This window comes from Bifidobacterium breve DSM 20213 = JCM 1192 (assembly GCF_001025175.1).
Taxonomy (GTDB): domain Bacteria; phylum Actinomycetota; class Actinomycetes; order Actinomycetales; family Bifidobacteriaceae; genus Bifidobacterium; species Bifidobacterium breve.
In genome coordinates, this window is the sequence record NZ_AP012324.1 from 180,066 (window position 1) to 206,645 (window position 26,580).

Consider the following 26,580-nt stretch of genomic DNA (forward strand, 5'->3'; position numbering starts at 1 on the left):
CTATGCCTGCTGCCAGGGTGTGCGCATGCGTGTTTGCCTGTTGGCTGCCCCGAGTCTTGCTGTCACGTATGCCATCGAGTGTACGCCATCAATCACATAACAATTTTCGCGGTACAAGGTACTCCGGAGAACCTGATTGCGCGACTCCCCGTCATGGGCCCCGCCGACCTTTTTGGGGAACAGCACGCGGTAGGCGGCGAGCTTGTAATAGTACGTGTTCGCGCGCAGGTACTCCAGTGCCTCCTGCTCGTCGCATAGTTCGAACGCGACGCCCCTGGCCTTGAGATGCGCTATCTGCCCCTCGGTTGACAGCATCGGCTTGGGCGAGGCGCCTGAGGTGTCGTCTTCTTGCGGTGGCCCTTCCGAGTGAATGGGATGTTGGTCAGGCATGGTATGTCCTTTCTCGCTGCGTCGCCCGGCCTCGGTGCCGGGCGACGGCGTAGACGGGAGCATACCGGATTAAGTGCGTCCACCACCATGTTTTCGGACAATGTGGTTCCAGCTTCCCCGATCTTAGGGAGTTTCTCGCTGAGGATTGGACGGCAACGGTGTTGAATGTAGTTTTTGTACATTCAATGCACTAATTTTTGTACATTCAATGCGCAAAATTGATGGGTTCAGAATCGGAATCAAAAATGGGCGCAATCACTTTCGTGACTTCGCCCTACAAAAAAATGGAATTCTATGCAGCATTGGTCAGACGATACCGCTGGTACTTGCTCTTGGGCTTGTCCGGGAGCGTCAATGACAGTTTCCCGGCCTCGACCATCGGCCGAATGTACTCTCGTCGCGTATATTGCAGGCTTCGGCCTACATGATTTGCGATTTCCTGCGCCAATCGCGGTTTGGCGCAATACGCAAGAATAGTATTTTCGACGTCGGCCGGGCGCGGGCTGTTCTTGTCTTGGCCGGGCGTGGCGTCATGGTCGCTAGCATTCGTTTCCGCGCTGCTGTTGAAGAACCGTACGAGGAATGAACCTCTCTGGTCGATAAATTCCGGCTGCCGGACTCCGTGTGTCCTAGCCTCATCCCGAATAACGGGGATCCCCGAGTGGCGATTTTCCGCGATTTTCTCAATTTCCAAAATTGAAACTAACGTGGGATTTCGCGTCGGCATGTTGGCATAGCCCAAATCGTTGATGCTTTGGCCGCCGTATACGCCGCCCGGATTCCAACATTCCAGCCGATCCGAAAACATAACAAGTCGGATGGGCGTGCCGTTGCAGTATGGGCCATAATCGCGGTGCATGAGAGCATTAGTGATTATTTCTCGTACCGCGGTTTCCGGATATTCGGGGATGTCGGTGCGTTTTCCGTCGCGAATCACGACTCTCGTTTTCCCGTTGCGGGCAACGAACCCCAGTGCGCCTTCGAGCATCTCTGCGATAGTGCCCTCGTACCGCTTGTTGTCGATGAAGCGTTCTCCACCGTCATCGGGCTGCAAAACAGTGCCATTGACTGCAATAGCGGTAATGCAAAGGTTGGGGTAGATGCGTTGCGGGTAATCGCCGAGCGTCATCATTCCGGCAAGCGTCGGCTTATTGTTTTGCATGGCCCCGGTCAAAGACAGAATCTCATCGTCCGAGCGGCGGGGGAGTAGCCTCAAAGAACACCCGGCGGAATCCTGAATGTTTGCTGGTTGCGGGTTCACCGTCGTGGTGCGACAGGGCGGCATATCGGTTCAGCGGCACAGCGATTTAGCGGTGGCTATGCGGTGCCACCGAACATCGGGTGTGCGGGCGGTGTACGGCGGAAGCGCGCGGGAGCATAATCGCCAAGGCTATTACGGTGTCCATATGCCGGCGATGGTTCGCTTCGCGAACGCGGCAACTTTTATAATCGTTGCGTTTGCGTAGAATAATCGGCAAATACTCCCAAGAGAAGAACAAAGGACAGCAGTGGCTCTCATCGTGCAGAAGTACGGCGGCTCGTCGGTCGCCGATACCGAATCGATTAAACGTGTGGCCAAGCGCGTTGTCGAGACGGAGAAGAAGGGCAACAAAGTGGCCGTGGTGGTCTCCGCCATGGGCGACACCACCGACGACCTCATCGATCAGGCCCTCAGCATCGACTCCAACCCGCCCGAGCGCGAGATGGACATGCTTATGACCGCTGGCGAGCGAATTTCCATGAGCCTGCTCGCCATGGCCATTCACGCCGAAGGCAGCCGTGCGCACTCCTTCACCGGTCAGCAGGCCGGCTTCCTCACCGACGCCCGTTACGGCGCGGCCCATATCAAGGCCGTCAAGCCGGATCGTGTGAAGAACGCGCTATCGCTGGGAGACATTGCCATCGTCGCCGGCTTCCAGGGCATCAACGCCAAGGGCGATGCCACCACGCTCGGCCGTGGCGGTTCCGACACCTCCGCCGTGGCGCTCGCCGTGGCCCTTGGTGCCGACGTTTGCGAGATTTACACCGACGTGGACGGCATCTTCACCGCCGACCCGCGCATCGTGACCTCCGCTCGTCGCATTCCTTCCATCGGCTACGAAGCCATTCTGGAAATGGCCTCCTGCGGTTCCAAGGTGCTGGCGCTGCGCTGCGTGGAATACGCTCAGCGCTTCAACATGCCGCTGCACGTGCGCTCCTCGTTCTCCCGCCGCCCCGGCACGTTGGTGGTGCCTGACGGTGTGGATCCGCGCACGCTGCCGAACATCGACTGAGCGAGACCGAACCGAACCCGAATAACCGACAAAATCGTTAGCAATATCAAGCAAGACAAGGCAAGACATGACTGAAGAAGAAGCGAAATCCATGGGCGACCTGTTCCCCGACCTGGGTCCTGAAGCTCCGGTGATTTCCGGCATCGCCCACGACCGTTCTGAGGCGCTGGCCACCGTGCGCGGCGTGCCGAACGAGCCGGGCATGGCCGCCAAGGTGTTTACCGAGCTGGCCACCGCCGGCGTGAATGTGGACATGATTGTGCAGGCCGGTGCGTCCGTGGGTACTGCGGACATCTCCTTCACTGTGCCGGAGGCCGCCGTCAAGCAGGTGCAGAACACGCTGCTCGACAAGCAGGACGTGCTGGGCTACCACTCCTTCGATGTGAATACCAACGTTGGCAAGGTGGCCGTGGTGGGCGTCGGCATGAAGACTCACTCCGGTCTGGCCGCCAAGTTCTTCCAGGCCCTGAGCGATGAGGACATTAACGTGCTGATGATTTCCACTTCCGAGATTCGTATCGCCGCGCTTGTGCCGCTCGACCAGCTGAACGACGCCGTCAAGGCTCTGCACACTGCCTACGGTCTCGATGCCGACCAGATTGAAGCCGTGGTGTACGGCGGAACCGGTCGCTGAGCCGCGATACGTGCATTAAATCCGATGAAAGCCCTCCTTGTGGAGGGCTTTCTCGGTTTCGAGGGGCGGATTTGGCCTCTTCCGGACGTCTACTTCCATTTCGAGGGGCTCCTCGAATGCGAAACTCCAAGTATAAACGGCATTGCAGCAACATCATTTCGCCATTATTGAGCCACGGCTACTTGCCCATCAGCCCCTTGAAGCGGTAGTAGACGTCCGGAGAAAGCTAAATCAGCCCCTCGAAACGCGATTTGGTGCTGAAACACGATGCGAGAGACTTTTTTGGGTGGGGAAAAGTCAGGAAAGGCATATGCGATAGTTGGCTTCAACGCAAGAGCCCGTTATTTCGTCGCGCGAGCGACGAAATAACGGGCTCTTCTGCAAAGCAGTATGGCAGCTACTTCTTGGTGATGTAGCCGAGGGCCTTGAGCATTTCGGCGCACTCGAGGGCGCCGCCGGCGGCACCGCGCAGGGTGTTGTGGGCCAGACCTACGAACTTCCAATCGAAGATGGAGTCCTCGCGCAGACGGCCGATGGAAACGCCCATGCCGCCCTCGTAATCCACGTCAAGCTTGACCTGCGGGCGGTCCTCCTCAGTGAGGTACTGGATGAAGTGCTTCGGCGCGTGCGGCAGGCCGAGCTCGGACGCCTTGGAGGTGTAGTTCACCAGACGATCAATGAGCTCTTCCTTGGTGGCCTTCTTGCCGAAGTTCAGGAACACGGTGGCGGTGTGGCCGTTGAGCACGGGCACGCGGATACACTGGGACGTGATCTTGAGGTCGCCGTCGAACGGCACAATCTTGCCCTTGTCGGCGTCCACATGGCCGAACACCTTGAGCGGTTCCTTCTCGCTCTTTGCTTCCTCGCCGGAAATGAACGGGATGATGTTGCCCACCATCTCAGGCCAATCCTGGAAGGTCTTGCCCGCGCCGGAAATCGCCTGATAGGTGCTGACGACCACCTCGCGTGGCTCGAATTCCTTCCACGCGGCCAGCGCCGGAGTGTAGGCCTGAATCGAGCAGTTCGGCTTGACGGCGATGAAACCGCGTGTGGTGCCAAGGCGCTTGCGCTGGTGCTCGATCACCGCGAAGTGTTCGGGGTTGATCTCCGGCACCACCATCGGCACGTCCGGGGTCCAGCGGTGGGCGCTGTTGTTGGATACCACCGGGGTCTCGGTCTTGGCATAACGCTCTTCGATGGCGCGAATCTCGTCCTTAGGCATGTTCACCGCGGAGAACATGAAGTCCACGTTCGCGGCCACGGACTCGGCGTCGTCGCCGTCCGCAACCACCATGTGCTTGGCGTATTCGGGCATCGGCGTTTCCATCTTCCAACGGCTGCCGACGGCCTCCTCATACGTCTTGCCGGCGCTGTGTGCGGAAGCGGCAAGCGTGACCACTTCGAACCACGGGTGGTTTTCCAGCAGCGTGATGAAACGCTGGCCGACCATACCGGTGGCGCCGAGAATGCCGACCTTTATCTTTTCGGGCATGATGACCTCTATGACCTTCGGGTTTCGATGGGCTGATACGTTCAAGCGACCGTCTTGCAATGGCCGCAAACACACGGTAATTGTACGAAACATGCAGAACAACAGTGGCCGTCTTCCCATATGGTGGCTCGGCGGCGCACCCCATGGCGTACCCCGCGCCGCGCAGCTCGATATCCTCTCCATAACTGGCAAAGTGACTAGCGAAGAGACGGCAGTGTTCTACACTGGTAGCCATGTCTATCGCATCAGTAGAGGCGCAAAAGCAACTCGACCGTATCGTGGCCCTCGGCTACCCGGACGTGGCGGATATGAGTGCCGCCGCATTCCGCGCGCTTGCCGAGCCGCTCATCGGCGCGCTCGAGCATTCCGATCTCGGCTCGAACATCCTACTGGTGCCTACGCGCGAGCTAGTCTCGCCCGAATCGCTGATTGCGCGAACCTCCATCAACCGCATGGCCGGCTTTACCACCATGCCTCCGCGAGACATCGCCAGCTTCCTGCCGCAAGACGGATTCATGCCGCCCGAAGGCCCGTTCTATCTGGTGGTCGATCCGCATACCGGCACCTGCTACATCAACCGCGAGCCCGACGTGGCCCGCAAGCTGATTGATTCCGACGAGCGTCTGCCGCTCACCCTCGAAGAAGGCTTGGCCATCGCCACCCAGCACCCTGAATGGCTGTTGGAAAAGAACGGTTTCAACCTGCTCGGCTCGCGCAGCGCGGACGGGCGCGTGCCGAGCATCTGGATGAGTCAGAACGCGCCGAGGCTCGGCGCCGTGTGGCCGAATTCCAAGCACACGTGGCTCGGCAACGCGTTCTGCATGGCCCGCCGCGGGGTGTCGCTGTTCCGATAGGGCCGGTGGGGCGTTTTGCGGACATCTACTCGCCTTTCCGAGGGCAGTCGCATCGGCGCGTGGGGGCGTGCGGGGGCGCCCCGCCGTTGGAATATGGCGCAATATGAGGGGCCGATGCCCGTGGCGCGCCCGTTGAGGTGCCCTCGGAAGGCGGAGTAGATGTCCACAGCGGCGGAGATCCGCCCTCGGAAAGTCAAGTGGCGGTCGAAGCGCGGGCCGACGGAACACGCTCGTTGAGCGGCGTTAACAGATTGGACATCAGACGTCTGATGATAGTAGAATAGAAATGCTCAGGCACCGGCATTTCAAGGAGGAAACCAGCATGCCATCATTCGTCGTCGGCGCATACGCGTCATTGCCCCAGGGGCGTGAAGCCCAGGAAACCTACTACGACCTGCTCGGCGAGCAGCCGTGGATCGAGGGCACCGAGCTGCCCTTCCCCGGCGACCTCGCGGACACCACCGACCGCATCTGGCTGGCCGGCCACCTGCCCAAGCGCTGGCGCGGCAACACCGTCACCGTCATCCCCGGCACCATGCAGCACGTGTGGAAGGACCCGAACTTCGGCCTCGCCAGCCCGGACGAGGACGGGCGCAAGGCCGCGCTCGCGTTCATGAAGCAGCTGCGCGAGGCGCTCGCCGACCTCGCCCAGTGGAGGGCCAGCCAGGACGTCAAGTTCATCGAAATCCACTCCGCACCCACGAGGATCGCCAGCCGCGACGCCATGGCCGCCTCGCTCGAGGCCCTCGCGCAGCTGGATTGGTCCGGTGCCAAGCTGGTGATCGAGCACTGCGACAAGTACGTCGAGGGGCAGAAGCCGGAAAAGGGCTTCCTGTCGATTGAGGACGAGATCGCGCTGTGCGGGTCGGCCGGCATTGGGCTCACCGTCAACTGGGGACGCTCGGTGGTGGAGGGGCGCACGCCCGAAACCGCCGTGGCGCACGTGGAGGCCGCCGCGAAGGCCGGCGTGCTGAGCGGCCTCATGTTCTCCGGCGCCGGCCCGGAGGAGACCCAGTACGGCTACGGCTGGATCGACGGCCACCTGCCCATGAACCCGGACGAGCCGACCTCGCTCATGGACGCCGCCGCCATCAAGGCCGCCGTGCACGCCGCCGGGACGCAGGAGCGCCCGCTCGACTATCTGGGTGCCAAGGTGTGCGTGCCCAAGGACGCGACGGTCGAGGAGCGCCTCGACTATCTCGCGCGCATCCACGAGGCGGTCGTCGCATGAGCGCGGGGGCGGCGCCCACCTACCTCGCCTTCGACATCGGCGGCACCAAGGTCGCCTCGGGATTCGTGACGTTGCCCGCAAGCGCAAACGCAAACGCGGGCGCGAACGGCAGGCCTGAGGTGACGGCCCGCTGCGAAATCCCGACCGAGGCCGCGCGCGGCGGCGAGGACCTGAAGAACCGCATCGTCGCCTTCGCCGTCCGCCAGCTTGAGCGCGCCGAGGCCGAGGGCGTGGCGATCGCCGGCGTCGGCATCGCGGCGGCGGGCGTGCCGGACAGCGAAACCGGCGAGATCGTCTCCGCCACGGACATCCTGCCCGGCTGGCGCGGCCAGCGCATCTACGACGCGTTCGCGGCCGTGACCGACCTGCCGGTGCACATGATCGGCGACGTGGGCGCGCACGGTCTGGGCGAGGCGACGTACGGCGCCGGACGCGGCAGGGGCGTGGTGCTCTCGATCGGCGTGGGCACCGGCATCGGCGGCGCGATCGTGGTGGATGGCGCCCTGTTCACCGGCGCGCACGGCGTGGCCGGCCACGCGGGGCACGTGCCGAGCGCGCTGGGCCGCGGATTCCTATGCTCGTGCGGCACCCTCGAGGGGCACATCGAGCCGGTCGCGTCCGGCACGGGGCTGAAGGACCTCTACAATCGGCGCTGCGAGGAGGCCGGCGACGAGAACCTCCCGGCTGCGGACGGCGCCGAGGTGGCCGCCCGCGCGGCCGCGGGGGAGGAGCTAGCCCGCCGCACGCTCACCGACAGCGCCCGTGCGCTCGGCGAATGCGTCGGCGGCATGGGCAACCTCATCGACCCGGACGTGATCGTGGTCTCCGGCTCGGTCGTCAAGGCCGGTCCGATCTGGTGGGACGCCCTGCGCGCCGGGTTCGCCGATTCGGCGCTCGCGCTCGTCAAGCCGACGCCGCTCGTCGAGGGCGAGCTCGGAGGGGCGGCGCCGCTGATCGGCGCGGCGGCGGCTGTCCACCGGCGCATCGGCGCGCCGGACGACGCGCGATAGACAAGATACGACAACAGGAAGGAACCAGCATGCATCAGGCAATCGAGAAGATCAGGGGCGGCCTCGTGGTGAGCTGCCAGGCGTACCCGGGCGAGCCGCTGCGCCACCCGGAGACCATGGCGCAGATGGCCATGGCGGCCGTGGAGGGCGGGGCCGTGGGCATCCGCTGCCAGGGCCTCGCGGACATCGCGGCCATCAAGGGCCAGGTGAGCGTGCCGGTGATCGGCATCTGGAAGGACGGCGAGGAGGGCGTGTACATCACGCCGACCCTGCGCCACGCCCGCTGCTGCGCCGCCGCCGGAGCGGACATCATCGCGATCGACGCGACCGGACGCCCGCGACCGGACGGGCTGACCTACGCCGAGACCGTGCGCGCCCTGCACGACGAGGGCGTGATCGTGATGGCCGACTGTGGCAGCTTCGCCGACGCCGAGCGCGCCGTGGAGGCCGGCACCGACATCATATCCACTACGCTGTCCGGCTACACCGGCGAGCGCCCCAAGACCGACGGTCCGGACTTCGAGCTGCTCGGCCAGATGATCGAGGCGTTCCCGGACGTGCCCGTGCTGTGCGAGGGCCGCATCCACACGCCCGACCAACTGCATCAGGTCATGGCCGCCGGCGCGTGGGCCGCGGTGGTGGGCACGGCGATCACGCATCCGACGACCATCACGCGCTGGTTCGAGGCGAAGCTGTGAGCGGGGCGGGGCGCATACTCAGCTTCATTGCAGCGGGCGATCCGAATCGTCCCCTTGTCGTCCTGCTGCACGGCGTGTGCGACGCGGCGATTGCCTGGTCCGACTACATCGACTATCTCAGTCATGATTTTCGCGTGGTTGCGGTCGATATGCTGGGGCATGGCCTGTCGCCGCGATATGCCGATGCTCAACTCCGACATCCATTCGAATCCGCGTATGAGGCGTTTGAGGAGACCGTTGAATATCTTGAACACGTCCACGGTGGCAGGGCGATCATGATCGGGCATTCCATGGGAGGTGCGATTGTGACGATGCTGGTCAGGCGTCGTCCCGATCTTTGCCTCGGTGCAGTGGTCGAGGATCCCGCATGGCTGAACGATGAGCAGCGACAGCGGTATGTGGACAACGCGCCGGCCAATGCGGCGTTGCTGCACGACTGGGCATCCGACCCGGCCAACGCGATCCGTCACAATCAGACGCGTCGTCCGAATTGGCCGATGGAGGATCATATCGGCTGGGCCTATGGGCAGAACCGATGTGATCCGCGATTGGAGCTCACCGGCGTGGTCAGCTTCGCGGAGGACTGGCATCAGGTGGTGTCCTCGATAGAGGTGCCCTTGGTGGTGGTCTCGTCCGACGATCCCTCAGATCTCGTGGGTGTGCGCGGGCTGGAGGAAGTCAGGGCAATGGGGAAGCCGAACCTTGAAACGGTTTTCATTCCCGGGTGTGAGCACGGTCTGCGCAGGACTGACATTGCCGCGTTCAATCAGGCGGTTACGCCCATACTGCACCGCTGGGCCGCATGTGAATCTCATGTTTCCGGCGAAATATAAGTTGTCTGATGTCTTAACACTGTGGTTACCGCGGTTTGAGACCGTTGCATTGCAAGGAAAAAACGTGGTAGCTGCACTCATAAAACGTCTGATGAAACTTGCAATCAGACATCAGATGTCATATGATTAAGAAAGATTCGATTGGATGGAGAATCGAATCCTGATTCAGTTATCACTCAACGAAGAGGAGAAACCGATGTACTCGTGGAAGACCCGAATGGCCAAGACCGCCGCTGCGGTATTGGCCGGCGCGCTCGCCTTGAGCGGCTGCGGTGGAGGAACCGGCACGACGAACGCCAAGGGAGGTCCCTCCGTCGCGGACACCATCACCGCGCAGGTGGCGTACAGCAGCCGTGACTTCAATCCGCTGTCCACGTCCATGGCCCTGCCGATGGCCGGCAACTGGCATGTGACCGAGGCGCTGTACACGCTGCAGATGTCCGACTATTCGTTGGTCTCCGGCTTGGCCGCCGGCGAACCGGAGAAGATCTCCGACACCGAATACGTCATCACGATCCGCGATGGCGCCAAGTTCTCGGACGGTAACGCCGTGACCGCCAACGACGTCAAGACCTCGTTCGAGCGCGTCATGGCGCCCGGCGGCGTTTACGCTCCGATGCTCTCGTTCATTGACTCGATCACCGCGCAGGGCGACAACAAGATTGACTTCAAGCTCAAGTACGCGTTCACCCTGTTCAAGGAGCGCATGTCGCTGGTACACATCGTTCCGGCCAGTCAGAGCGACGCGGACCTCAAGAAGATGCCGATCGGCTCCGGTCCGTGGAAGTACGTCGAGATCACCGATCAGCAGGTGAAGTTCGACAAGAACGAATATTACAACGGCGAATTCCCCGCGCAGGTCTCCCACATGGTGTGGAACGTGAATGTGGATGACACCGCCCGCGTCACCGCCATGCAGAACGGCAAGAGCGACATCATGGAGAACGTCCCCGCCAAGGCGTTCGACACCCTGAAGGCCGCCGGCGCCGACATCGAGACGGTGGATGGCTTCAATCAGGCGTTCATCATGTTCAACACCAAGCAGAAGCCGTTCGACGACAAGCGCGTGCGTCAGGCCGTGTTCTATGCGATCGACACCGAGAGCATGATCAAGAACCAGCTGTCCGGCGAGGCCAACATGGTCACCGGCTTCATGCCCGAGAGCTTCAAGGCCTATCACAAGGCCTCCAACGTGTATACCTACAACCCTGAGAAGGCCAAGGAGCTGCTCAAGGAGGCTGGTGTGTCCGAAGGCGTGAAGTTCACGCTCTACACCACGGATCAGACTTGGATCACCCAGCTGGCGCCGCAGATCAAGAACAACCTCGACGCGATCGGCTTCAACGTGGACATTCAGTCCATGAAGTCCTCCGCCCTGTTCCCGACCATCACCGATAAGGACGACGCCGACTTCTCCATGGTGCTTGGCCCCGGCGATCCGACCGTGTTCGGCAACGATCCCGACGTGCTGCTCAACTGGTGGTTCGGCGACACCGTCTGGACCAAGCAGCGCATGTTCTGGAACGGCTCCGACGGATACAACAAGCTGCATGAACTCATGGACAAGGCCGCCCAGTCCTCCGGCGACGAACAGCAGAGCTACTGGAACGAGTGCTTCGACCTGCTCTCCGACGAGCTGCCGATGTACCCGCTGTTCCACCGCAAGCTTTCCACCGCCGTCAAGAAGAACGTGTTCAGCTCCTACACCCCGATTGGAACCACTGGCCTGTACTTCCTGAACTCCAAGCTGAACGGCTGATCCACACAAGTCATTCGCCATCACATCCCGAGGGCGCTGCTGCGCAAGCAGCGATGCTGACGCGGCGACGCCCTTATTTTGCGCAACCATCCATTTGAGGAGCATATAGAGTGGGCAATTTACTTCGTTTGTTGGGAAGACGATTGATATCCCTGCCGTTTGTGGCATTCGGCGTCGTTTTCCTCGTGTTCTTCCTGATGTCGTTCTCCCAATACGACCCCGCGGTCTCGGCTCTCGGCGAAAATGCCACGGCTGAGCAGCTTGCGGCATACCGCCACGAGATGGGCTTCGACCGATCGTGGGGCGAGCAGTTCCTGTCGTATCTCGGCGGCCTGTTCCAAGGCAACCTTGGCGTATACGGCGTGAACAAGGATTCCGTGTCTTCCCGCATCGCGACTGCTTTCCCGATCACGTTGCAGCTGACGTTCATCGCGCTGATCATCGCCGTGGTGTTTTCGGTGATTTTCGGTGTGCTCGCCGCCCTTTACCGTGACACGTGGGTCGATCAGGTCATCCGTGTGATTTCCATCATCGCCATCGCTACCCCGTCTTTCTGGCTGGGCGTGCTGCTGATCTACCTGCTGCAGATCAAGCTGGCCCTGCTGCCGGGTGCGGGCGAGCTCGTGCCGTTTAGCGTGGATCCCGGTGAATATCTGGCGCGCATGGCCATGCCCGCGTTCTCGCTGGGCTTCCCTGTCGCCGGACAGATGACCCGCATCATCCGAACCTCCATGGTCGAGGAACTGGATAAGGACTATGTACGCACCGCCATCGGCGCCGGCGTGCCCAAGCGCGTCGTCATTGCGCGCAACGTGTTCCGCAACGCCCTGATTACTCCGGTCACGGTGCTTGGTATGAAGATCGGCTACCTCATGGGCGGCGCCATCATCACCGAGATCATCTTCTCCCTGCCCGGCATGGGCACGGCGCTGTTCGAAGGCATCAACGGCAACGAGCCGATTCTCGTTCAGGGTGTGGTGCTGGTGGTGGCTCTCGCGTTCGTGATCATCAACATCATCGTTGACATGCTGTACGTGCTTATCAACCCGAGAATCAGGACGGTGTGACATGCTGTTTGGCAAACCCAAAGTCGTGGACGCGGTGTCGCGTCCCGGAGTGAAATTCAACCGTTTCAGCAAAATGACCATTGGATCCAGGCTCGCGTTGCTGTTTATCGCGCTGCTGGTCGTCGTGGCCGTCGCCGCGCCGGTGATCTCGCCGGAGGATCCTCTCGCCATTACCGTGAGCTATCAGTCTCCGACCGCCGAGCACCTGTTCGGCACCGATAACGTTGGGCGCGACGTGATGACCCGCGTGTTCTACGGCGCACGGTATTCGCTCGTCATCGGCCTGCTGTCCATCCTGTTCGCCTTGGTGCTGGGTGCGCTCATCGGCGCGATCGCGGCCGTGGCCCGCACGTGGATCTCGGAAATCATCATGCGCGTCATCGACGTGTTCATGTCCGTGCCGGGCATCGCCCTCGCCGCCGTGTTCGTCTCGATTCTCGGCCAGTCCATGTTCGGCATCATCGCAGCCATCGGCATCCTGTACGTGCCGCAGATCGCCCGCATCGTGCGCGCGAACATCATCAGCGAGTACGGCAAGGACTACGTGCGCGCGGTCATCGTCTCCGGCGCCCGCGCCCCGTGGATTCTCTACAAGCATGTGATGCGCAACATAGCCGCCCCGGTTATGGTGTTCACCACACTGTGCGTCGCCGACGCGATCGTGTTCGAGGCGTCCCTGTCCTTCATTAATCTGGGCATTCCGGAGCCGACCCCGACGTGGGGCAACATCCTGTCCTCCGCCAAGGAAGGCGTGATCTTCGGCTACTGGTGGCAGGCGCTGTTCCCGGGCCTGATGATCATGATCACCGTGCTGTGCCTCAACATCCTGTCCGAGGGCATCACCGACGCCATGGTGGCCGCTCCGACCGCGCCGATCAAGGAAACCGACGAAGACAAGGAAGCCAAGCGTGAGGAGGATCGTCTGCTCGTCGATCCTGTCGCCGCCTACGCCGCCCAGCACGAGAGCCTGGAGGAATCCCTTGCCAAGCTGCGCGAGGCCGAAATGAAGCGCACCGACCGCTTCGAGCCCAAGAGCACCGAGCCGCCGGTCATCGAGGTCAAGGATTTGTGCATCAAGTTCCCGCGCCACGGCGACGTGAACGTGGTGGATCACGTGAGCTTCTCTGTGCGTCCCGGCGAGACCATGGGCCTCGTGGGCGAGTCCGGCTGCGGCAAGTCCATCACCTCGCTGGCCATCATGGGCCTGCTAGACCCGAAGGCCGAGATCAGCGGCGAGATCCTGTTCGACGGCAAGAACCTCGTCGGCATGGATCCCAAGGAGCACAACGCCCTACGCGGCCACGAGATTGCCATGATCTATCAGGACGCTCTCTCCTCGCTCAACCCGTCCATGCTCATCAAGGCGCAGATGAAGCAGCTCACCTCCCGCGGCGGCACCCGCAGCGCCGAGGAACTGCTCAAGCTCGTGGGCCTCGATCCGGAGCGCACGCTGGAGTCCTACCCGCACGAGCTGTCCGGCGGCCAGCGCCAGCGCGTGCTCATCGCCATGGCCCTGACCCGCGACCCGAAGCTGGTCGTCGCCGACGAGCCCACCACCGCCCTCGACGTGACCGTGCAGAAGCAGGTCATCGACCTGCTCAACGAGCTGCGCGAGAAGCTCGGCTTCGCGATGATCTTCGTCTCCCACGACCTCGCCCTCGTGGCCAAGGTGGCGCACTCCATCACCGTCATGTACGCTGGCCAGGTCGTCGAGCAGGGCTCCACCAAGGAGATCCTCACCGACCCCCGCCACGAGTACACCCGCGGCCTGCTCGGTGCCGTCACCTCCATCGAGGCCGGCGCCGGAAGGCTCCACCAGGTGCCCGGCACCGTGCCGTCCCCGGCGGACTTCCCGAAGGGCGACCGCTTCGCGCCGCGCTCCAGCCATCCGACGGTGGGCCTTAACACCCGCCCGATCTTCAAGCAGGTGCCCGGCACGTACCACTTCTACGCGGCCCTGCCCGACGACGCGGACGTCACGCCCGCCGTTGACGCCCCGACAGCCATCAGCAAGGAAGGAGGTGCCCGATGAGCAAGGATCCGAACGTGCCGATCATCGAGCTCAAGGACGTCGAGGTGGTCTTCACCACCCGAGCCGGCTCAATTCTGCATCCAAACAAGGTCAAGGCGGTCAACAAGGTGAATCTGCGCCTGATGCCGGGCAAGACCATCGGCATCGTTGGTGAGTCCGGCTGCGGCAAGTCCACTACGGCCAACGTGATGTGCGGCCTGCAGCAGGCCACCTCCGGCCAGGTGCTGTTCAAGGGCCAGGACGTGACCCACCGCACCGCCAAGGAGCGCATGGAGATCGGTCGCGTGGTGTCCGTGGTCTTCCAGGACCCGGCCACCGCGCTGAATGCCCGCATGAGCGTCATCGACCAGCTCATCGACCCGCTCGTCGTGCACAAGCTCGGCGACAAGGCGAGCCGAGACAAGCACGCCCACGAATTGCTGCGGATGGTGGGATTGCCGGAGTCCGCTCTGTACGCATTGCCGGGCCAGCTCTCCGGCGGCCAGCGTCAGCGCGTCGCCATCGCCCGCGCCCTGTCGCTCAATCCGGATGCGATCATCGCCGACGAGCCGACCTCCGCGCTGGACGTGTCCGTGCGCGCGCAGATCCTCAACCTGTTGTCGGATCTCAAGAAGTCGCTGGGTTTGTCCTTGGTGTTCATCAGCCATGACATCCAGACCGTCCGCTATGTGTCCGACGAAATCGTGGTGATGAACCACGGAACCATTGTGGAGCGCGGAGCGGCTTACGACGTGCTGAACAATCCGCAGGATTCGTACACCAAGCTGCTGCTGGGCGCCGCGCCCTCGCTGCTGCACCCGACCGCGGAGGAATGTCGGTAAGCCGACGATTCACCGTTTCGCCATTCCGCCGTTGGCCTCCTTCAACGGGGCCGACGGCAATGGCCGACCATTATCCGAATAACTTGATTTTGTAAAGGAACCACCATCATGACAACACAATTCCGCGGGGTCATCCCCCCGGTCGTCACCCCGCTCACCGCCGACGGCGAAGTCGACAAGGTCAGCTTCGCGCGCTCGCTCAACCGCATGATCGACGCTGGCGTCGATGGCCTGTTCACGCTCGGCTCCTCCGGCGAGGTCGCGTTCAGCACCGACGCCCGCCGCCGCGAGATCATCCAGACCGTCATGGAGATTGTCGACGGCCGCGTGCCCGTGTTCGTCGGCTGCATCGACACCGAGACCAACCGTGTGATCGAGCACGCCAAGGAGGCGAAGGAGCTCGGCGCGTCCGCGATCGTGGCCACCTGCCCGTTCTACGCGCTCGGCGGCCTGCCGGAGATCGAGCGCCACTTCCGCCTCATCCACGAGGCCGTGCCCGAGCTGCCGCTGTTCGCCTACGACATCCCCGTGTGCGTGCACACCAAGCTGCCTGGCGGCCTGCTCGTCAAGCTTGGCCAGGAGGGCGTGCTCGCCGGCGTGAAGGACTCCTCCAACGACGACGTGGCCTTCCGCTTCCTCGTGGACGACAACGCCAAGGCCGGCCACCCGCTCACGCTGCTCACCGGCCAAGAGGTCGTGGTGGACGGCGCCTACATGGCCGGCGCCGACGGCTCCGTGCCGGGACTCGCCAACGTGGAGGCCACCGGCTACGTGCGCATGTGGAAGGCCACCGAGGCCGGCGACTGGGCCACCGTCAAGAAGGAGCAGGACTGGCTGGCCGCGCTCATGCGCATCGTCACCGTGCCGCAGGGCGTCGCGGGCTTCGGCTCCGGCGTGGGCGCGTTCAAGACCGCCATGGCGCTGCTCGGCGTGTTCGACACCAACCAGATGCCCAACCCGGTCCTGCCGCTCAAGGGCGAGAACGTCAAGCGCATCGCCGCCGTGCTCGAGGAGTGCGGCATGACGCTCGCCCGCACGCCCGAGGAAGTCTCCGCCTCCACCGAGGCCTGACGTCAAGGTCTGAAAGGAAAACACCATGGCAGAAGTCATCATCGTCAAGAACCAGGAGGAGGCCGGAGAGCTGTACGGACGCTCGGTCGCGGACCTCATCAAGGCCAAGCCGAACGCGGTGCTGGGACTCGCCACCGGCTCCAGCCCGCTGGCCGCCTACCAGGCGCTTGCCGAGATCGTCAAGGAGGAGTCGATCGACGTCTCCCAGGTGCAGGGCTTCGCACTGGACGAGTACATCGGCCTGCCGCTGACCCACCCGGAGTCCTACCACGCGACCATCCACCGCACGGTCGTCGAGCCCTTGGGGCTCGACCCGGCCAAGGTCCACGTGCCCGGCGACGTGCTCAACGGCACCTCGCTCGAGGACGGCGAGAAGGTCGCGGGCGCCGGCGCCGCCTACGACGCGGCGATCGAGGCCGCGGGCGGCATCGACGTGCAGATCCTCGGCATCGGTACCGACGGCCATGTGGGCTTCAACGAGCCTGGCTCGTCGCTCGCCTCCGGCACGCGCGTCAAGACGCTCACCGAACGGACCCGCATCGACAACGCGCGCTTCTTCGACAACGACATCAACCAGGTGCCCACGCACTGCATCACGCAGGGCATCGGCACGATCATGAAGGCCCGCCACCTCGTGCTGCTCGCGTTCGGCGCGGGCAAGGCCGAGGCGGTCGCGGAGACCGTGGAGGGCGGCATCAGCTCGTTCTGCCCGGCCTCGGCGCTCCAGATGCACCCGCACGCCACGATCATCGTGGACGAGGAGGCCGCCAGCCGCCTGCGCAACAAGGACTACTACCGGTACTCGTTCGAGCACAAGCCGGCCTGGCAGACGATCTGACCGCACGTGGTCCCGGTTCCCTTCGTTGGGACCGGGACCACGGCGTTACATCTGAAGGAAGGCAATATGACCGAAACTCGTGAACAGGTCGTCGCTCGCGTGACGGCGGCCGTGGAAGGCGCGGCGGACGGCGCGTTCGACTTCGACCGGCCGAACCCGGTCACCGGCGCGCCGCTGGGCCTCGTCGCCCCCCGGCCGCGCCGCCGACCTGCTGATCACCGACCCGGGCACGCTGGCGGTGAAGCACGTCTGGTGCGCTGGCCGCCGCGTGAGCTGAGCGGGCTGGGCCGGACGGTTTGACCGGACGGTCCGCCCGCTGGATTGCTTGCAACGATGCAGGATAGTTAAACAGGAAACGTAATACGAAAGGTACTCCCATGTCGCATATTCCCAATCAAATCCACCAGACATGGAACAGTGCGCTGCTTCCGGAACAGGGGGGAACGCTGCATGCGGCGTTCCACGTCGCCACGGACGGCATGCTGCTGGAAGCGCGAAACGCCGAACGCGTCGCGCTGGCGGTCACGGTTTCCCGCGGGTCGCTGGTCGTCGAAGCGCCCGAAGACCATATTGTGCTGGACGTCGAAGACACCTACGGCGTGCAGTTCGGCGGTGTCCACGACCTTCATATCACCTTCGGCGATTTTGGCACGCGAATCTATCTGGATGGCTATCAGGCCTTCGCCTGCGCGACCAACATTTGCCCGTCGAAGTATGCGCAGGCTGGCGTCTTCCACTGCGCCAATGAAGCGCATATCGGCGTTGAGCGGCTGGAATGCTTCTCGGAGGCTTGGACTTCGGAGCGTATTCAGGGCAGCGTTCCCGTGCCGCAGCCGGATATTGAGTTTGCCGCGGCCTATTTGGCGGACAAGGATGTGAAGACGCTGCACGGCGTGACCGACGGCACGATCTACGCGCAGTTCCGCGTACGTGGCGTCGGACAGTTCGGCACGATTCTTGCGGCGCGCGATGACGATCGCCAGATCATGAACGTGGACATTGACGATGACGGCTTTGTGTACCGCGCTTTCGTCAAAGGACAGTGGTGTGAGTATCGCGCCCACGGCGATTGGAACGATGGCGGGTGGCATGATCTGGTCATCCGCGCATTCCGCGGTGCGGTGGACATCTATGTTGATGGCAACATGGAAACGCATCAGCCCGGTCAGGTGTTCTTCGGTGATCTCGAGGGGCTGAGCTACGTGTCGATCGGCGAGGACACGGCCGGTGTGCGGTTGTGCGGCGAAGTTCGCGGCGGCGGTCTGTTCCTGTATCCTCTGGGAGAAGGGCAGATTCGCAAAATCTCCGACGTGCCGCCCACCACCGATACCGCGTTGTTCGACAAAGGATATGAAGGATCCGCAAGCTACCGCATCCCGTCTTTGGTGACTACGCCCTCCGGTGTGACGATTGCCGGTGCCGACCAACGTGTGGTCATCTCCAACGATGCCCCCAATGAGATCCATTTCGTTGTCCGCCGCTCCTTGGATAGCGGACAGACGTGGCTGCCGCTGCAAACCGTCATCGCCTTTCCCGGTGATGGGCTGGATGGCGCGAGCGTCATCGACTCATGCATCGTCTGTGATCGTGAGACAGGCCGTGTGACGGTCGTCATTGACCATTTTCCGGGCGGTCGAGGCTTCGCCAACGTTGAAAAGGGCTTGGGGCTGGATGCCCGGGGGCGGCTCATCCTGCACGATGGCGAGGGGGCGGAATACCTGCTCCAACCTGATGGTGCGGTAACGTCCTTGGACGGAGAAGCCACGTCATACCGTGTGGATGAGGATGGCAATGTCACACGCGATGGTGAGTCCGCGGGCAACATCTATCTCAAGGAGGGCGTCGACCCGCATGAAAGCCTGCTGACCGCGCGTACCAGCTATCTGGTGGAAGTGCATTCGGACGATGACGGCGAAACATGGTCCAAGCCCAGGCACATCAACCATATGGTCAAGGAAGGATGGATGGGTTTTCTGGGCACGTCGCCCGGCAACGGCATCCAGCTGAGCGCCGGCAAACATCGGGGGCGACTGCTCATCCCGTACTATTGCACCGGCACGAGCCCCAAGTTCAACGCAGGCGGCGCGCTGATCTCCGATGATGGTGGCCAGACGTGGCGCAGAGGCAAAGCCATCAACGAGGGGCGCGTAGTCAACGGCAAGGTCGTGGACGAACGGGACGTGCGCGATGACGATGCCACCACGCACGAATCGGTGTTCGTGGAACGGGCCAACGGCGATGTGCTGTGCCTGTTCCGCAATCAACATCATCTGGGCAGGGTCGGCAAGGCCGTTAGCCATGATGGTGGTGATACATGGGAAACCGTTGAGTTCGATCCCGATCTGCCGGACATCTTCAGCCAGCCCAATGCGGTGACGGTCCCGTCCAAAGCCGGCGAGGAGCCCGGCTGCGCATCCGACCGGATCGTTTTCGCCAATGCCAGCCTGATGCGTCCCTACCGTGGCTGCGGTGTGCTGCGGCTGAGTGAGGATGGCGGCCGCACGTGGGCGCGCAATCGGTGCTTCAATCCCTATCACTATGTCTACCAGTGCATGTCGGTGCTGCCGGATGGGGCCATTGGCCTGTCTTGGGAGCGGGAAACGGCCGGAGTGTACTTCACGCATCTGCCGCTGAGCTGGTTCGGAGTGAAGTCGGCTGCGGAGGAGTGATCCTCGGCTATACGTGACCTGCGTACAAAGGCGTCTTCCTGGCAACTCTGGAAGACGCCTTTGTACGCAGCATTTATATTTTTTGTACATTCGATGTACATTTTTTTGTACATCGAATGTACAATAATTGCATGTCCGATTACATTGCCCGGCCTCTGGCTGAATCCATCCTGCATGCTCGACGCAAGGCCGTGATCCTGGAAGGGGCTCGCGCCGTAGGCAAGACGATGATGGCCCAGCGCCAACTCGTCGGCGTCGGCTTTTCGTATGAAACCCTTGCGGATGCCAACGCATACGAACTGGCGAAAACCGATCTGCATGGATGGCTGGAGTCCTTGAACCTACCGGTGATCATCGATGAGGCGCAGCGCATCCGCGATCTGCCGCTCGCCGTGAAGGAAATCGTCGATGCGCTGCCCGCCGGCCATACGCAGTTCATCCTCACCGGCAGCGCGCTCATCAACCGAGGTGGATTGGACGGCCAGGATCCTCTGGCCCGTCGAGCGCAGCATTTCACCATGAGCCCCCTGACTCAACGTGAGATGCACGGCGTTGACACCAGCCTGGTGGACGATTTATGGGATGGAGAGCCGGACGTCTCCTTCGACGAGCCGATCGCCCGTCAGAAGCTTTACGATCTCATGGCCGCCGGAGGCTTCCCCGAATACTCGTCGCAATATGCCGAATATGCGGATTGGGAACGAGAAAGACTTGTGGCGGATGACATCCGTGCCGTGCTCGGCGACACCATTCTGCCCGATGAGAAACTTGACGCGGCCATCGCCGAAAATATACTCACGAGGCTTCTGTGCATGCCCGGAGGCATTCTGAATGCCAGTGCTTTGGGTGAGCAGCTTGCCCTCGACCGGCGTACCGTAGACCGTTATGTGGGCATCTTCATGCGGCGGTTTCTGGTGAGCGCGTTGCCGAATCTGCGTACCGCGCCTAACCGTCAGACCTTCGCTCGTGCCAAAATCCATCCGGTGGATACGTCGCTGAGCGTACAAACCATGCTTTCCAAGGGCCGCGATCCCATGGTCAACCCGGTGGATTACGGCAATCTCCTCGAGTCGTTCGTCGTCAACCAGATTCTGCCATCTGTGCAGTGGTCCCGCATTCATCCCGATTGCTTCTATTGGCGCGAACCAGGCTCCGGTCCCAAGGAGGTCGATCTCGTCATGGTAAGCCGGGATCGCATTGTCGGCGTCGAGGTCAAGTCCTCCTCCCGGGTAACCCGTGAGGATTTCAAAGGGCTGGCGGCGTTGGCCAACGACCAGCGGTTTTACCGGGGCTACCTTGTGTATACGGGTGGCCGCGTGATGAAATGGCCGGGTAATCTTTGGGCATTGCCTGTGGCGGCGTTATGGAATACCGACGCATTTATAGCTGCGGCGGAGTGATGCGGGGCTGACGGCCTTCCGCCCGCTCCGCATCACGATTACCCAACTTCACTCGGTACCTCCCTGAATGCGTTGCTTTAGGATGGACTCGATCGGCTCGTAGTGGTCGATGACGGCTTTCCGGTATTCCTCGACATTACCGGCGAGGGCCGCGTTCAACATGCGCTTGTGGGCCTCTGCGGTACGGTCGAGCTCGCTGGACACCGGCAGACCCAGTTGGGGAAGAACCGCCATGTGCACGAGCCACAGGGAACGGACCATCTGCTTGACGATTGTGTTGTCCAGAGAATCGAGAATCCCCATATGGAAGTCAATGTCCAATGCGAGGAAGGTCTTGCCTTCCTTGGCGGTATTGGTCATGGACTCGGCAAGCTCCATGAGACGCGGTTGTTCGCTGCCGGCAAGCGATACGACCACTTCGCCGGCGCATCCCAAGTCCAGAAACCTGCGCAGCTCTACGACATCCTGCAGGTCTGTGAAATTCTTGCCGACAGACACCATGGATCGGAATGCGAGCGTTTCCACCATCGGATCCAAGGACAAAGAGCCCACGAAGGTGCCCTTGCCGTGTTCCACTTTGACGATGTTGAGCGCTTCGAGCTTGCGCACGGCCTCGCGCACGGAGGAGCGGGAGGCTCCGATCGTGTCGCACAGCTGTGTTTCAGTGGGCATCGCGTCGCCGGATTGCAGGTGCTCGCGCAGGATGTAGGACTTGATCGCGTCCATCGTCTCGTCACAGCGACTGCGAGCGGAGACTGCGGGCGTGACCTTCAACGACAGTCGGGCCAGCAAAGCCAGTTCCCGTTGGCTGTACTCTCCCTGAGGGGTGAATGATTCCGCGTTTGGTGCTTCCGTTGAAGCTGGCGGTTCAAGTACGGCCGAGTCGGATAGGTTGCTCATGATGTGCTCCTTGTCTTGTTCGTCCTCAAGTTGGTGACGCCGTTGTCGTGATCAATGATTGTGCAGTTCTCAAACGGCTTTTCTGTCTACAATAGTGCGAAACGAAAAGGCTTGTCCGGGTTTGGGTCGTTTTTTACCATAGCGCTGACTTTACCGGTATTGAGCATGGTTGAATGGTCCGGTTGGCCGTGACGCGTATGGCATGCTCCGAGGTTCCTTGACTTGTTGTTGCGATAACTCCGCATTGAGTCATCAGGCATCTGACAACTTCCATCGTATCATACGCATGGTGGCGGCATGCGGGCCGTTCGGTGGTCTTTTTCCATGCAGAGTTTCGCATGGCTGTGGCTATCTGCGGAGTGTGCAGCAGATTCGGGAAGTCGTGGATAGGTGTCCGCAAAGGCGAAAAAGTTCTGCACACTATGGAGATGGCACGGTCGGTTGTGCGCCGCGGCCGTCGTAAGGAGACGACGTCGTGCGAATTTGCGGGGAGATTCCTAGTGTCGCACTTCACGATCTGTATTTTTTGTACATGCGATGTACAAAAAATGCGCAAGCGAATGTATCACGCGGCCGCTGGTTCAGGCATTCCATATGCCCCGACGATTACGTTTCTATGGCGGCTCTGGTGTGTACCGGCCGCCACGTCGTGAAATGGCCGGAATTCCGGGCGTTTCACGACTGACATTCCTCACGCTGCCACGTTTTTCGCGGGTTCCAGGGCCATGTTCGTATCGTTTTTCCTTGTTTTCCCTGTGGATTTGTCACGTTTTGCGCGGGTTTTGCACCCGCTGCTGCCACGTTTTTCCATTTTGCGGATGCATGCGGGTTCATGTGGGTGCATATGGAGGCGTGCGGGCACTTATTGGCGCTTGCGGGCGGTCGCGGCTTTCACCGCGGAGCCCACCGCGGAGACTGCCATGCCGGCGAGCAGCGCGAGGGTGGCGAAGACGCCCGGTCGGCGCAGCTGGTCGCGCAGGGTGGGGCCGTCCACCACCAGGTGGTCGCCGATGAAGACGCGCGCCTCATTGTGGCCGTAGCGCTCCACGAGGTCGCCGTAGGTGAGCATGCGCGTGGCGTAGGCGGACGGGTCGGATTCGCGGAATTCGAACAGGCGGATGCCGCGCAGGCGCGACTTGGGGCCGTACGAGGCGAAGCCGCAGGTGGGGGCGTAGCCGAGGTCGAGCCCGTCCACGTGACCCACGAACGCGTTCTTGTGGTCGTGGCCGCAGTAGAGCGCGAAGTAGCCGCCCGCGTCGCGCAATGCCGCCACCTCGCCGCAGTTCACGTCCGCGCATCCGATCGATTCGCCGAGGATCGAACCCGGCCGGCACACCGAGCGGTCCAGCACGTAGCAGCGACCGGCGAACGTGCGCGCGCCCTCGACGGCGTTGGGCGTGAGGGGCGGCACCTCCTTGAGGCACTGGTAGAACTCCTGCGGCGGGATGTGCTGGAACGCGATCGCGGGCACGGGCCGCCCGTCGCCGTTGCGTTCGGCCAGAGAGCGCTGCACGCCGCCGAGCCACGCCAGGGCCTGCGGGGTGGGCGTGCCATAGCCGTCCGAGTCGGCCAGATCGAGCCCGCGCGGGTCGCGCGCGTATTCGGCGGGCGCGAGGTGCGACGACGGCTCGCCGAATACGGTGTCGTCGGGGGAGAGTCGCTCGGTGGCGTAGTCGCCCGAATTGACCATCACGACGCTCATGGCCACGCGGCCCGACCCGTCGGACGCCTCGACGGGCAGTGCGAACGTGCCGGGCTCGCAAACGAGCGGGTTGTCACCGTCCGCGCCGTGCTCCCCGGGGTCGCGCGGGTTGAGGCAGCCGGGGGACTCGCGGTAGATGCCGTCCTGTTCGCCGGCGAGGATGCCGCACTGGAAGTCGTGGTTGCCGTAGGTGGCGGCGAATGGGACGCCCGCGCGCACGACCGGCCCGAGGAATCCGGCGAAGCACCGGCGCACCTTGGCGCGCGCGTCGTCGAGCAGCGCGTCCACGGCGTCGTCCGGCACCTCGGACTCGGGCGGATCGGGCAGCCGCGCCCCGTCGAACGTGCGGCGCCACCACGCCTCGAACCGCGTCACCTCGCGCACGTGGTCGCCGGGCCGCTCCCCGCGCCGGCGCAGGAACGTGCGCATCCACGCCGGATCGTACCCGCGGATCTGATCGCCGGTGAACACCACCAGATCGGGTTTGGCCTCGCGGATCGCCGCCTCGATGAGCGCCACGGTGTCCGGATCCACGTCCGGCCCGTCCTGCACGTCCGCCATCTGCAGCACCCGGAAGGTGCCGTCCCCATGTCCGTCCCCACGGAAGCGCAAAGTCGTCATATGGCCCACTCTAACCCATCCGCAATCCAACCGCCCGGTATGGCGATTGGGATCTGTGACGCCGGCACGCCGCCGCGTAACCGCTATGTGGCATGGGCGCGGCGTTGGGATGCTGGAACGGTACGATGGAAGTTCGTTACGGATATGTAACGCAGTGATAGAGGAGCGCGTCGACTGCCCGGCATTCCCGCCGGCCGAAGGGGCGCGCCGATTCCAAGCAAAGGAGGAGTAATGGGTCAGGATCAATCGTCCGTGTTTGATCTCGCGGCCGTGGCCGCGGCGTCCAATGGGGGGAACAACGACCCGCTGCTGCCTCCGGCACGATTCATCGGCGATTCGCAGAAGCCCAGCCGTATGCCGTACAACAAGTACGCCTCATACAGCGAGCAGATCCCGTTTGATTACCCGGAGCGCACGTGGCCGGGTAAGCGACTGCAGCGCGCACCGCGCTGGTGCTCCGTCGATCTTCGCGACGGCAACCAGGCCCTCGTCAACCCGATGGATTCCGAGCGCAAGCTGCGCTTCTGGAACCTGCTCGTCTCCATGGGATTCAAGGAGATCGAGGTGGGCTTCCCGTCCGCATCCGAAACCGATTTCGACTTCATCCGCATGCTCATCGAGCGCGAGCTCATCCCGGACGATGTGACTATCGTGGTGCTCACCCAGTGCCGCGAGCACCTCATCCGCCGCACCTACGAGGCGCTGAAGGGCGCCAAGCGCGCCATCGTGCACTTCTACAACTCCGTGTCCGTGCTGCAGCGCGAAGTGGTGTTCAAGAAGAACAAGGAAGAGATCAAGAAGCTCGCCACCGACGCCGCTGAACTATGCAAGGACCTCGAATCCGAGGCCAAGGGCATCGACCTGTACTACGAGTACTCGCCGGAATCCTTCACCGGAACCGAGCCGGAGTACGCCGTTGAGGTGTGCAACGCCGTGATCGGCGTCATCAAGCCGACTCCCGAGCATCCGATGATCATCAATCTGCCCGCCACCGTGGAAATGACCACGCCGAACGTGTTCGCCGACGAAGTGGAGTACGTCTCCACCCACCTCGACGACCGTGATTCCGTGGTGCTCTCCCTCCACCCGCACAACGACGAAGGCATGGGCGTGGCCGCCACCGAGCTGGCCGTGCTGGCCGGCGCCGACCGCGTGGAAGGCTGCCTGCTGGGCAACGGTGAGCGCACCGGCAACGTTGACCTGGTCACGCTGGGCCTCAACTGGCTCACCCAGGGCATCGACCCGCAGCTCGACCTGTCCAACGTACCTGAGATCCGCAAGACGGTTGAGTACTGCAACCAGATCAAGATTTCCGAGCGCCATCCGTACGCCGGCAACTTCGTGTTCACCGCGTTCTCCGGCTCGCATCAGGACGCCATCAAGAAGGGTCTCGAGGCCCGTCAGGTGGCCGCCGAGCGCGCTGGCGCCGATCTCGACAGCTTCGTCTGGCTCGTGCCCTACCTGCCGATCGACCCGAAGGACATCGGTCGCACCTACGAGGCCATCATCCGCGTCAACTCGCAGTCCGGCAAGGGCGGCATGGCATACCTGCTCAAGACCAACCACAACCTTGACCTGCCGAAGCGCCTGCAGATCGAATTCGACAAGATCGTTCAGAACTTCGCCGACACCACCAAGAAGGAAGTCAAGGACGAGGACATCTGGCGCCTGTTCAAGGATGAGTACCTGCCGGTCGAACAGTCCGGCATGACCGCCGCCGGCGTGGTTGTGGGCGATACCCACGACGCTTCGCTTGCGCCTTGGGGCCGCCTGAAGCTGCTCAAGGTGTCCGTCAGCTCCGGTGAGGACGGTTCCGACACCGTGCTCAAGGCTCGCCTGCTCGACCGCGGCGTGAACGTTGGGGGCGAGCAGCCCGTGGAGCGCGAGGTGTCCGGCATCGGCAACGGTCCGATCGCCGCCTTCCTCAACGCCATCTCCAACTTCGGCGTGGACGCCTCGATTATGGACTATGTGGAGCACACCATGTCCGTGGGTACCGACGCCATGGCCGCCTCCTATGTGGAATGCCAGGTCGGTGAGGCTGACGACGCGCAGATCGTGTGGGGCGTGGGCATTGACTCGTCCATTACCACCAGCGCGCTGAAGGCGATTATCTCCGCCATCAACCGTTCCCAGCGCAACCGCTGAGGCCGCTGAGTCGCACATATAGTATTGGCTCCCCTCTCTGAGGGGAGCCAATACTATTGGGTCTCTCCCTCAGTCAGCTTCGCTAACGGCTCCCTCATCAGAGGGAGCCGTTGCTGCCATCAGAGGGAGCTGTGCTG

21 protein-coding genes and 1 pseudogene are annotated in these 26,580 nt (G+C 62.6%); 17 read left to right on the top strand and 5 right to left on the bottom strand.

What is annotated here, in order from left to right; all coding sequences use genetic code 11:
* Positions 1-390 carry a hypothetical protein gene (locus BBBR_RS00660; RefSeq protein ID WP_003828010.1) on the bottom strand — a complete coding sequence of 130 codons (390 nt, stop codon included), beginning with the start codon at positions 388-390 and terminating at the stop codon, positions 1-3.
* Between the two features lie 292 nt (positions 391-682).
* On the bottom strand, positions 683-1,552 hold the full coding sequence (locus tag BBBR_RS00665) for an ATP-binding protein (RefSeq protein WP_003828012.1): 870 nt from the start codon (positions 1,550-1,552) through the stop codon (positions 683-685).
* 346 nt (positions 1,553-1,898) lie between these two features.
* Between BBBR_RS00665 and BBBR_RS00675 the strand changes: the two genes are divergently transcribed.
* Together BBBR_RS00675 and BBBR_RS00680 are read left to right on the top strand one after the other, a co-directional pair.
* The gene (locus tag BBBR_RS00675; protein WP_003828014.1) at positions 1,899-2,663 is read left to right on the top strand and encodes an aspartate kinase; all 765 of its coding nucleotides are present in this window, start codon (positions 1,899-1,901) and stop codon (positions 2,661-2,663) included.
* A 67-nt stretch (positions 2,664-2,730) separates the two neighbouring features.
* On the top strand, positions 2,731-3,297 hold the full coding sequence (locus BBBR_RS00680; protein WP_003828015.1) for an ACT domain-containing protein: 567 nt from the start codon (positions 2,731-2,733) through the stop codon (positions 3,295-3,297).
* Between the two features lie 397 nt (positions 3,298-3,694).
* Here the strand turns inward: BBBR_RS00680 and asd are convergent, their stop codons facing one another.
* Positions 3,695-4,789: an aspartate-semialdehyde dehydrogenase gene (gene asd / locus BBBR_RS00685; protein ID WP_016462094.1), complete on the bottom strand. Its 1,095-nt coding sequence runs from the start codon at positions 4,787-4,789 to the stop codon at positions 3,695-3,697.
* A 233-nt stretch (positions 4,790-5,022) separates the two neighbouring features.
* On the opposite strand from asd, the gene BBBR_RS00690 reads away from it, so the two are divergent.
* The 14 genes and pseudogenes from BBBR_RS00690 (at position 5,023) to BBBR_RS00755 (ending at position 21,072) form a co-directional block, all read left to right on the top strand.
* Entirely contained in the window at positions 5,023-5,643 is a 621-nt protein-coding gene (locus BBBR_RS00690; protein ID WP_003828018.1) for a DUF5701 family protein, read from the top strand.
* A gap of 322 nt (positions 5,644-5,965) precedes the next feature.
* Positions 5,966-6,874 (top strand): DUF4862 family protein, encoded by a 909-nt coding sequence (locus tag BBBR_RS00695; RefSeq protein ID WP_032738117.1) that lies wholly within the window; start codon positions 5,966-5,968, stop codon positions 6,872-6,874.
* Positions 6,871-7,884 carry an ROK family protein gene (locus BBBR_RS00700; RefSeq protein WP_033519359.1) on the top strand — a complete coding sequence of 338 codons (1,014 nt, stop codon included), beginning with the start codon at positions 6,871-6,873 and terminating at the stop codon, positions 7,882-7,884. The genes BBBR_RS00695 and BBBR_RS00700 overlap by 4 nt, the downstream gene beginning before the upstream one ends.
* Before the next feature lie 29 nt (positions 7,885-7,913).
* On the top strand, positions 7,914-8,582 hold the full coding sequence (locus BBBR_RS00705; RefSeq protein WP_014483327.1) for an N-acetylmannosamine-6-phosphate 2-epimerase: 669 nt from the start codon (positions 7,914-7,916) through the stop codon (positions 8,580-8,582).
* Positions 8,579-9,415, top strand: a complete 837-nt coding sequence (locus BBBR_RS00710; RefSeq protein ID WP_003828023.1) for an alpha/beta fold hydrolase — start codon at positions 8,579-8,581, stop codon at positions 9,413-9,415. The genes BBBR_RS00705 and BBBR_RS00710 overlap by 4 nt, the downstream gene beginning before the upstream one ends.
* 196 nt (positions 9,416-9,611) lie before the next feature.
* Positions 9,612-11,174 carry an ABC transporter substrate-binding protein gene (locus tag BBBR_RS00715; RefSeq protein WP_032738118.1) on the top strand — a complete coding sequence of 521 codons (1,563 nt, stop codon included), beginning with the start codon at positions 9,612-9,614 and terminating at the stop codon, positions 11,172-11,174.
* Between the two features lie 110 nt (positions 11,175-11,284).
* Positions 11,285-12,241 (top strand): ABC transporter permease, encoded by a 957-nt coding sequence (locus BBBR_RS00720; RefSeq protein WP_014483328.1) that lies wholly within the window; start codon positions 11,285-11,287, stop codon positions 12,239-12,241.
* Position 12,242: 1 nt separating this feature from the next.
* Positions 12,243-14,273, top strand: a complete 2,031-nt coding sequence (locus BBBR_RS00725; protein WP_003828027.1) for a dipeptide/oligopeptide/nickel ABC transporter permease/ATP-binding protein — start codon at positions 12,243-12,245, stop codon at positions 14,271-14,273.
* Entirely contained in the window at positions 14,270-15,094 is an 825-nt protein-coding gene (locus BBBR_RS00730; protein WP_003828028.1) for an ABC transporter ATP-binding protein, read from the top strand. The genes BBBR_RS00725 and BBBR_RS00730 overlap by 4 nt, the downstream gene beginning before the upstream one ends.
* Positions 15,095-15,202: 108 nt before the next feature.
* Positions 15,203-16,165, top strand: coding sequence for a dihydrodipicolinate synthase family protein (locus BBBR_RS00735; protein WP_003828029.1), 963 nt, complete (start codon positions 15,203-15,205; stop codon positions 16,163-16,165).
* Positions 16,166-16,190: 25 nt separating this feature from the next.
* Positions 16,191-17,003 carry a glucosamine-6-phosphate deaminase gene (nagB, locus tag BBBR_RS00740; RefSeq protein WP_003828030.1) on the top strand — a complete coding sequence of 271 codons (813 nt, stop codon included), beginning with the start codon at positions 16,191-16,193 and terminating at the stop codon, positions 17,001-17,003.
* Between the two features lie 132 nt (positions 17,004-17,135).
* A pseudogene (locus BBBR_RS10590) lies at positions 17,136-17,280 on the top strand (N-acetylglucosamine-6-phosphate deacetylase); the annotation flags it as partial.
* 100 nt (positions 17,281-17,380) lie between these two features.
* Complete coding sequence (locus BBBR_RS00750) at positions 17,381-19,672, top strand: sialidase family protein (RefSeq protein WP_003828032.1); 2,292 nt, start codon at positions 17,381-17,383, stop codon at positions 19,670-19,672.
* 131 nt (positions 19,673-19,803) lie between these two features.
* Positions 19,804-21,072, top strand: coding sequence for an ATP-binding protein (locus BBBR_RS00755; protein ID WP_025300967.1), 1,269 nt, complete (start codon positions 19,804-19,806; stop codon positions 21,070-21,072).
* A 48-nt stretch (positions 21,073-21,120) separates the two neighbouring features.
* Here BBBR_RS00755 and BBBR_RS00760 read toward each other — a convergent pair whose 3' ends face one another.
* Positions 21,121-21,972, bottom strand: coding sequence for a FadR/GntR family transcriptional regulator (locus BBBR_RS00760; RefSeq protein ID WP_003828034.1), 852 nt, complete (start codon positions 21,970-21,972; stop codon positions 21,121-21,123).
* Between the two features lie 862 nt (positions 21,973-22,834).
* On the bottom strand, positions 22,835-24,295 hold the full coding sequence (locus tag BBBR_RS00765) for a metallophosphoesterase family protein (protein WP_003828038.1): 1,461 nt from the start codon (positions 24,293-24,295) through the stop codon (positions 22,835-22,837).
* Between the two features lie 231 nt (positions 24,296-24,526).
* Here BBBR_RS00765 and leuA point away from each other — a divergent pair, with 231 nt between their 5' ends.
* On the top strand, positions 24,527-26,443 hold the full coding sequence (leuA, locus tag BBBR_RS00770) for a 2-isopropylmalate synthase (RefSeq protein WP_003828040.1): 1,917 nt from the start codon (positions 24,527-24,529) through the stop codon (positions 26,441-26,443).
* The last annotated feature ends 137 nt before the right edge of the window (positions 26,444-26,580 follow it).

What these genes read in the sequence shown, in the direction of transcription:
- BBBR_RS00705 (WP_014483327.1), top strand. Translation starts at nt 7,914, where the DNA reads ATGCATCAGGCAATCGAGAAGATCAGGGGCGGCCTCGTGGTGAGCTGC.
- BBBR_RS00760 (WP_003828034.1), bottom strand. Translation starts at nt 21,972, where the DNA reads ATGAGCAACCTATCCGACTCGGCCGTACTTGAACCGCCAGCTTCAACG.
- BBBR_RS00700 (WP_033519359.1), top strand. Translation starts at nt 6,871, where the DNA reads ATGAGCGCGGGGGCGGCGCCCACCTACCTCGCCTTCGACATCGGCGGC.
- BBBR_RS00715 (WP_032738118.1), top strand. Translation starts at nt 9,612, where the DNA reads ATGTACTCGTGGAAGACCCGAATGGCCAAGACCGCCGCTGCGGTATTG.
- BBBR_RS00730 (WP_003828028.1), top strand. Translation starts at nt 14,270, where the DNA reads ATGAGCAAGGATCCGAACGTGCCGATCATCGAGCTCAAGGACGTCGAG.
- leuA (WP_003828040.1), top strand. Translation starts at nt 24,527, where the DNA reads ATGGGTCAGGATCAATCGTCCGTGTTTGATCTCGCGGCCGTGGCCGCG.
- BBBR_RS00665 (WP_003828012.1), bottom strand. Translation starts at nt 1,552, where the DNA reads ATGCAAAACAATAAGCCGACGCTTGCCGGAATGATGACGCTCGGCGAT.
- BBBR_RS00765 (WP_003828038.1), bottom strand. Translation starts at nt 24,295, where the DNA reads ATGACGACTTTGCGCTTCCGTGGGGACGGACATGGGGACGGCACCTTC.
- BBBR_RS00735 (WP_003828029.1), top strand. Translation starts at nt 15,203, where the DNA reads ATGACAACACAATTCCGCGGGGTCATCCCCCCGGTCGTCACCCCGCTC.
- BBBR_RS00755 (WP_025300967.1), top strand. Translation starts at nt 19,804, where the DNA reads ATGTCCGATTACATTGCCCGGCCTCTGGCTGAATCCATCCTGCATGCT.
- nagB (WP_003828030.1), top strand. Translation starts at nt 16,191, where the DNA reads ATGGCAGAAGTCATCATCGTCAAGAACCAGGAGGAGGCCGGAGAGCTG.
- BBBR_RS00725 (WP_003828027.1), top strand. Translation starts at nt 12,243, where the DNA reads ATGCTGTTTGGCAAACCCAAAGTCGTGGACGCGGTGTCGCGTCCCGGA.
- BBBR_RS00695 (WP_032738117.1), top strand. Translation starts at nt 5,966, where the DNA reads ATGCCATCATTCGTCGTCGGCGCATACGCGTCATTGCCCCAGGGGCGT.
- asd (WP_016462094.1), bottom strand. Translation starts at nt 4,789, where the DNA reads ATGCCCGAAAAGATAAAGGTCGGCATTCTCGGCGCCACCGGTATGGTC.
- BBBR_RS00680 (WP_003828015.1), top strand. Translation starts at nt 2,731, where the DNA reads ATGACTGAAGAAGAAGCGAAATCCATGGGCGACCTGTTCCCCGACCTG.
- BBBR_RS00750 (WP_003828032.1), top strand. Translation starts at nt 17,381, where the DNA reads ATGTCGCATATTCCCAATCAAATCCACCAGACATGGAACAGTGCGCTG.
- BBBR_RS00660 (WP_003828010.1), bottom strand. Translation starts at nt 390, where the DNA reads ATGCCTGACCAACATCCCATTCACTCGGAAGGGCCACCGCAAGAAGAC.
- BBBR_RS00690 (WP_003828018.1), top strand. Translation starts at nt 5,023, where the DNA reads ATGTCTATCGCATCAGTAGAGGCGCAAAAGCAACTCGACCGTATCGTG.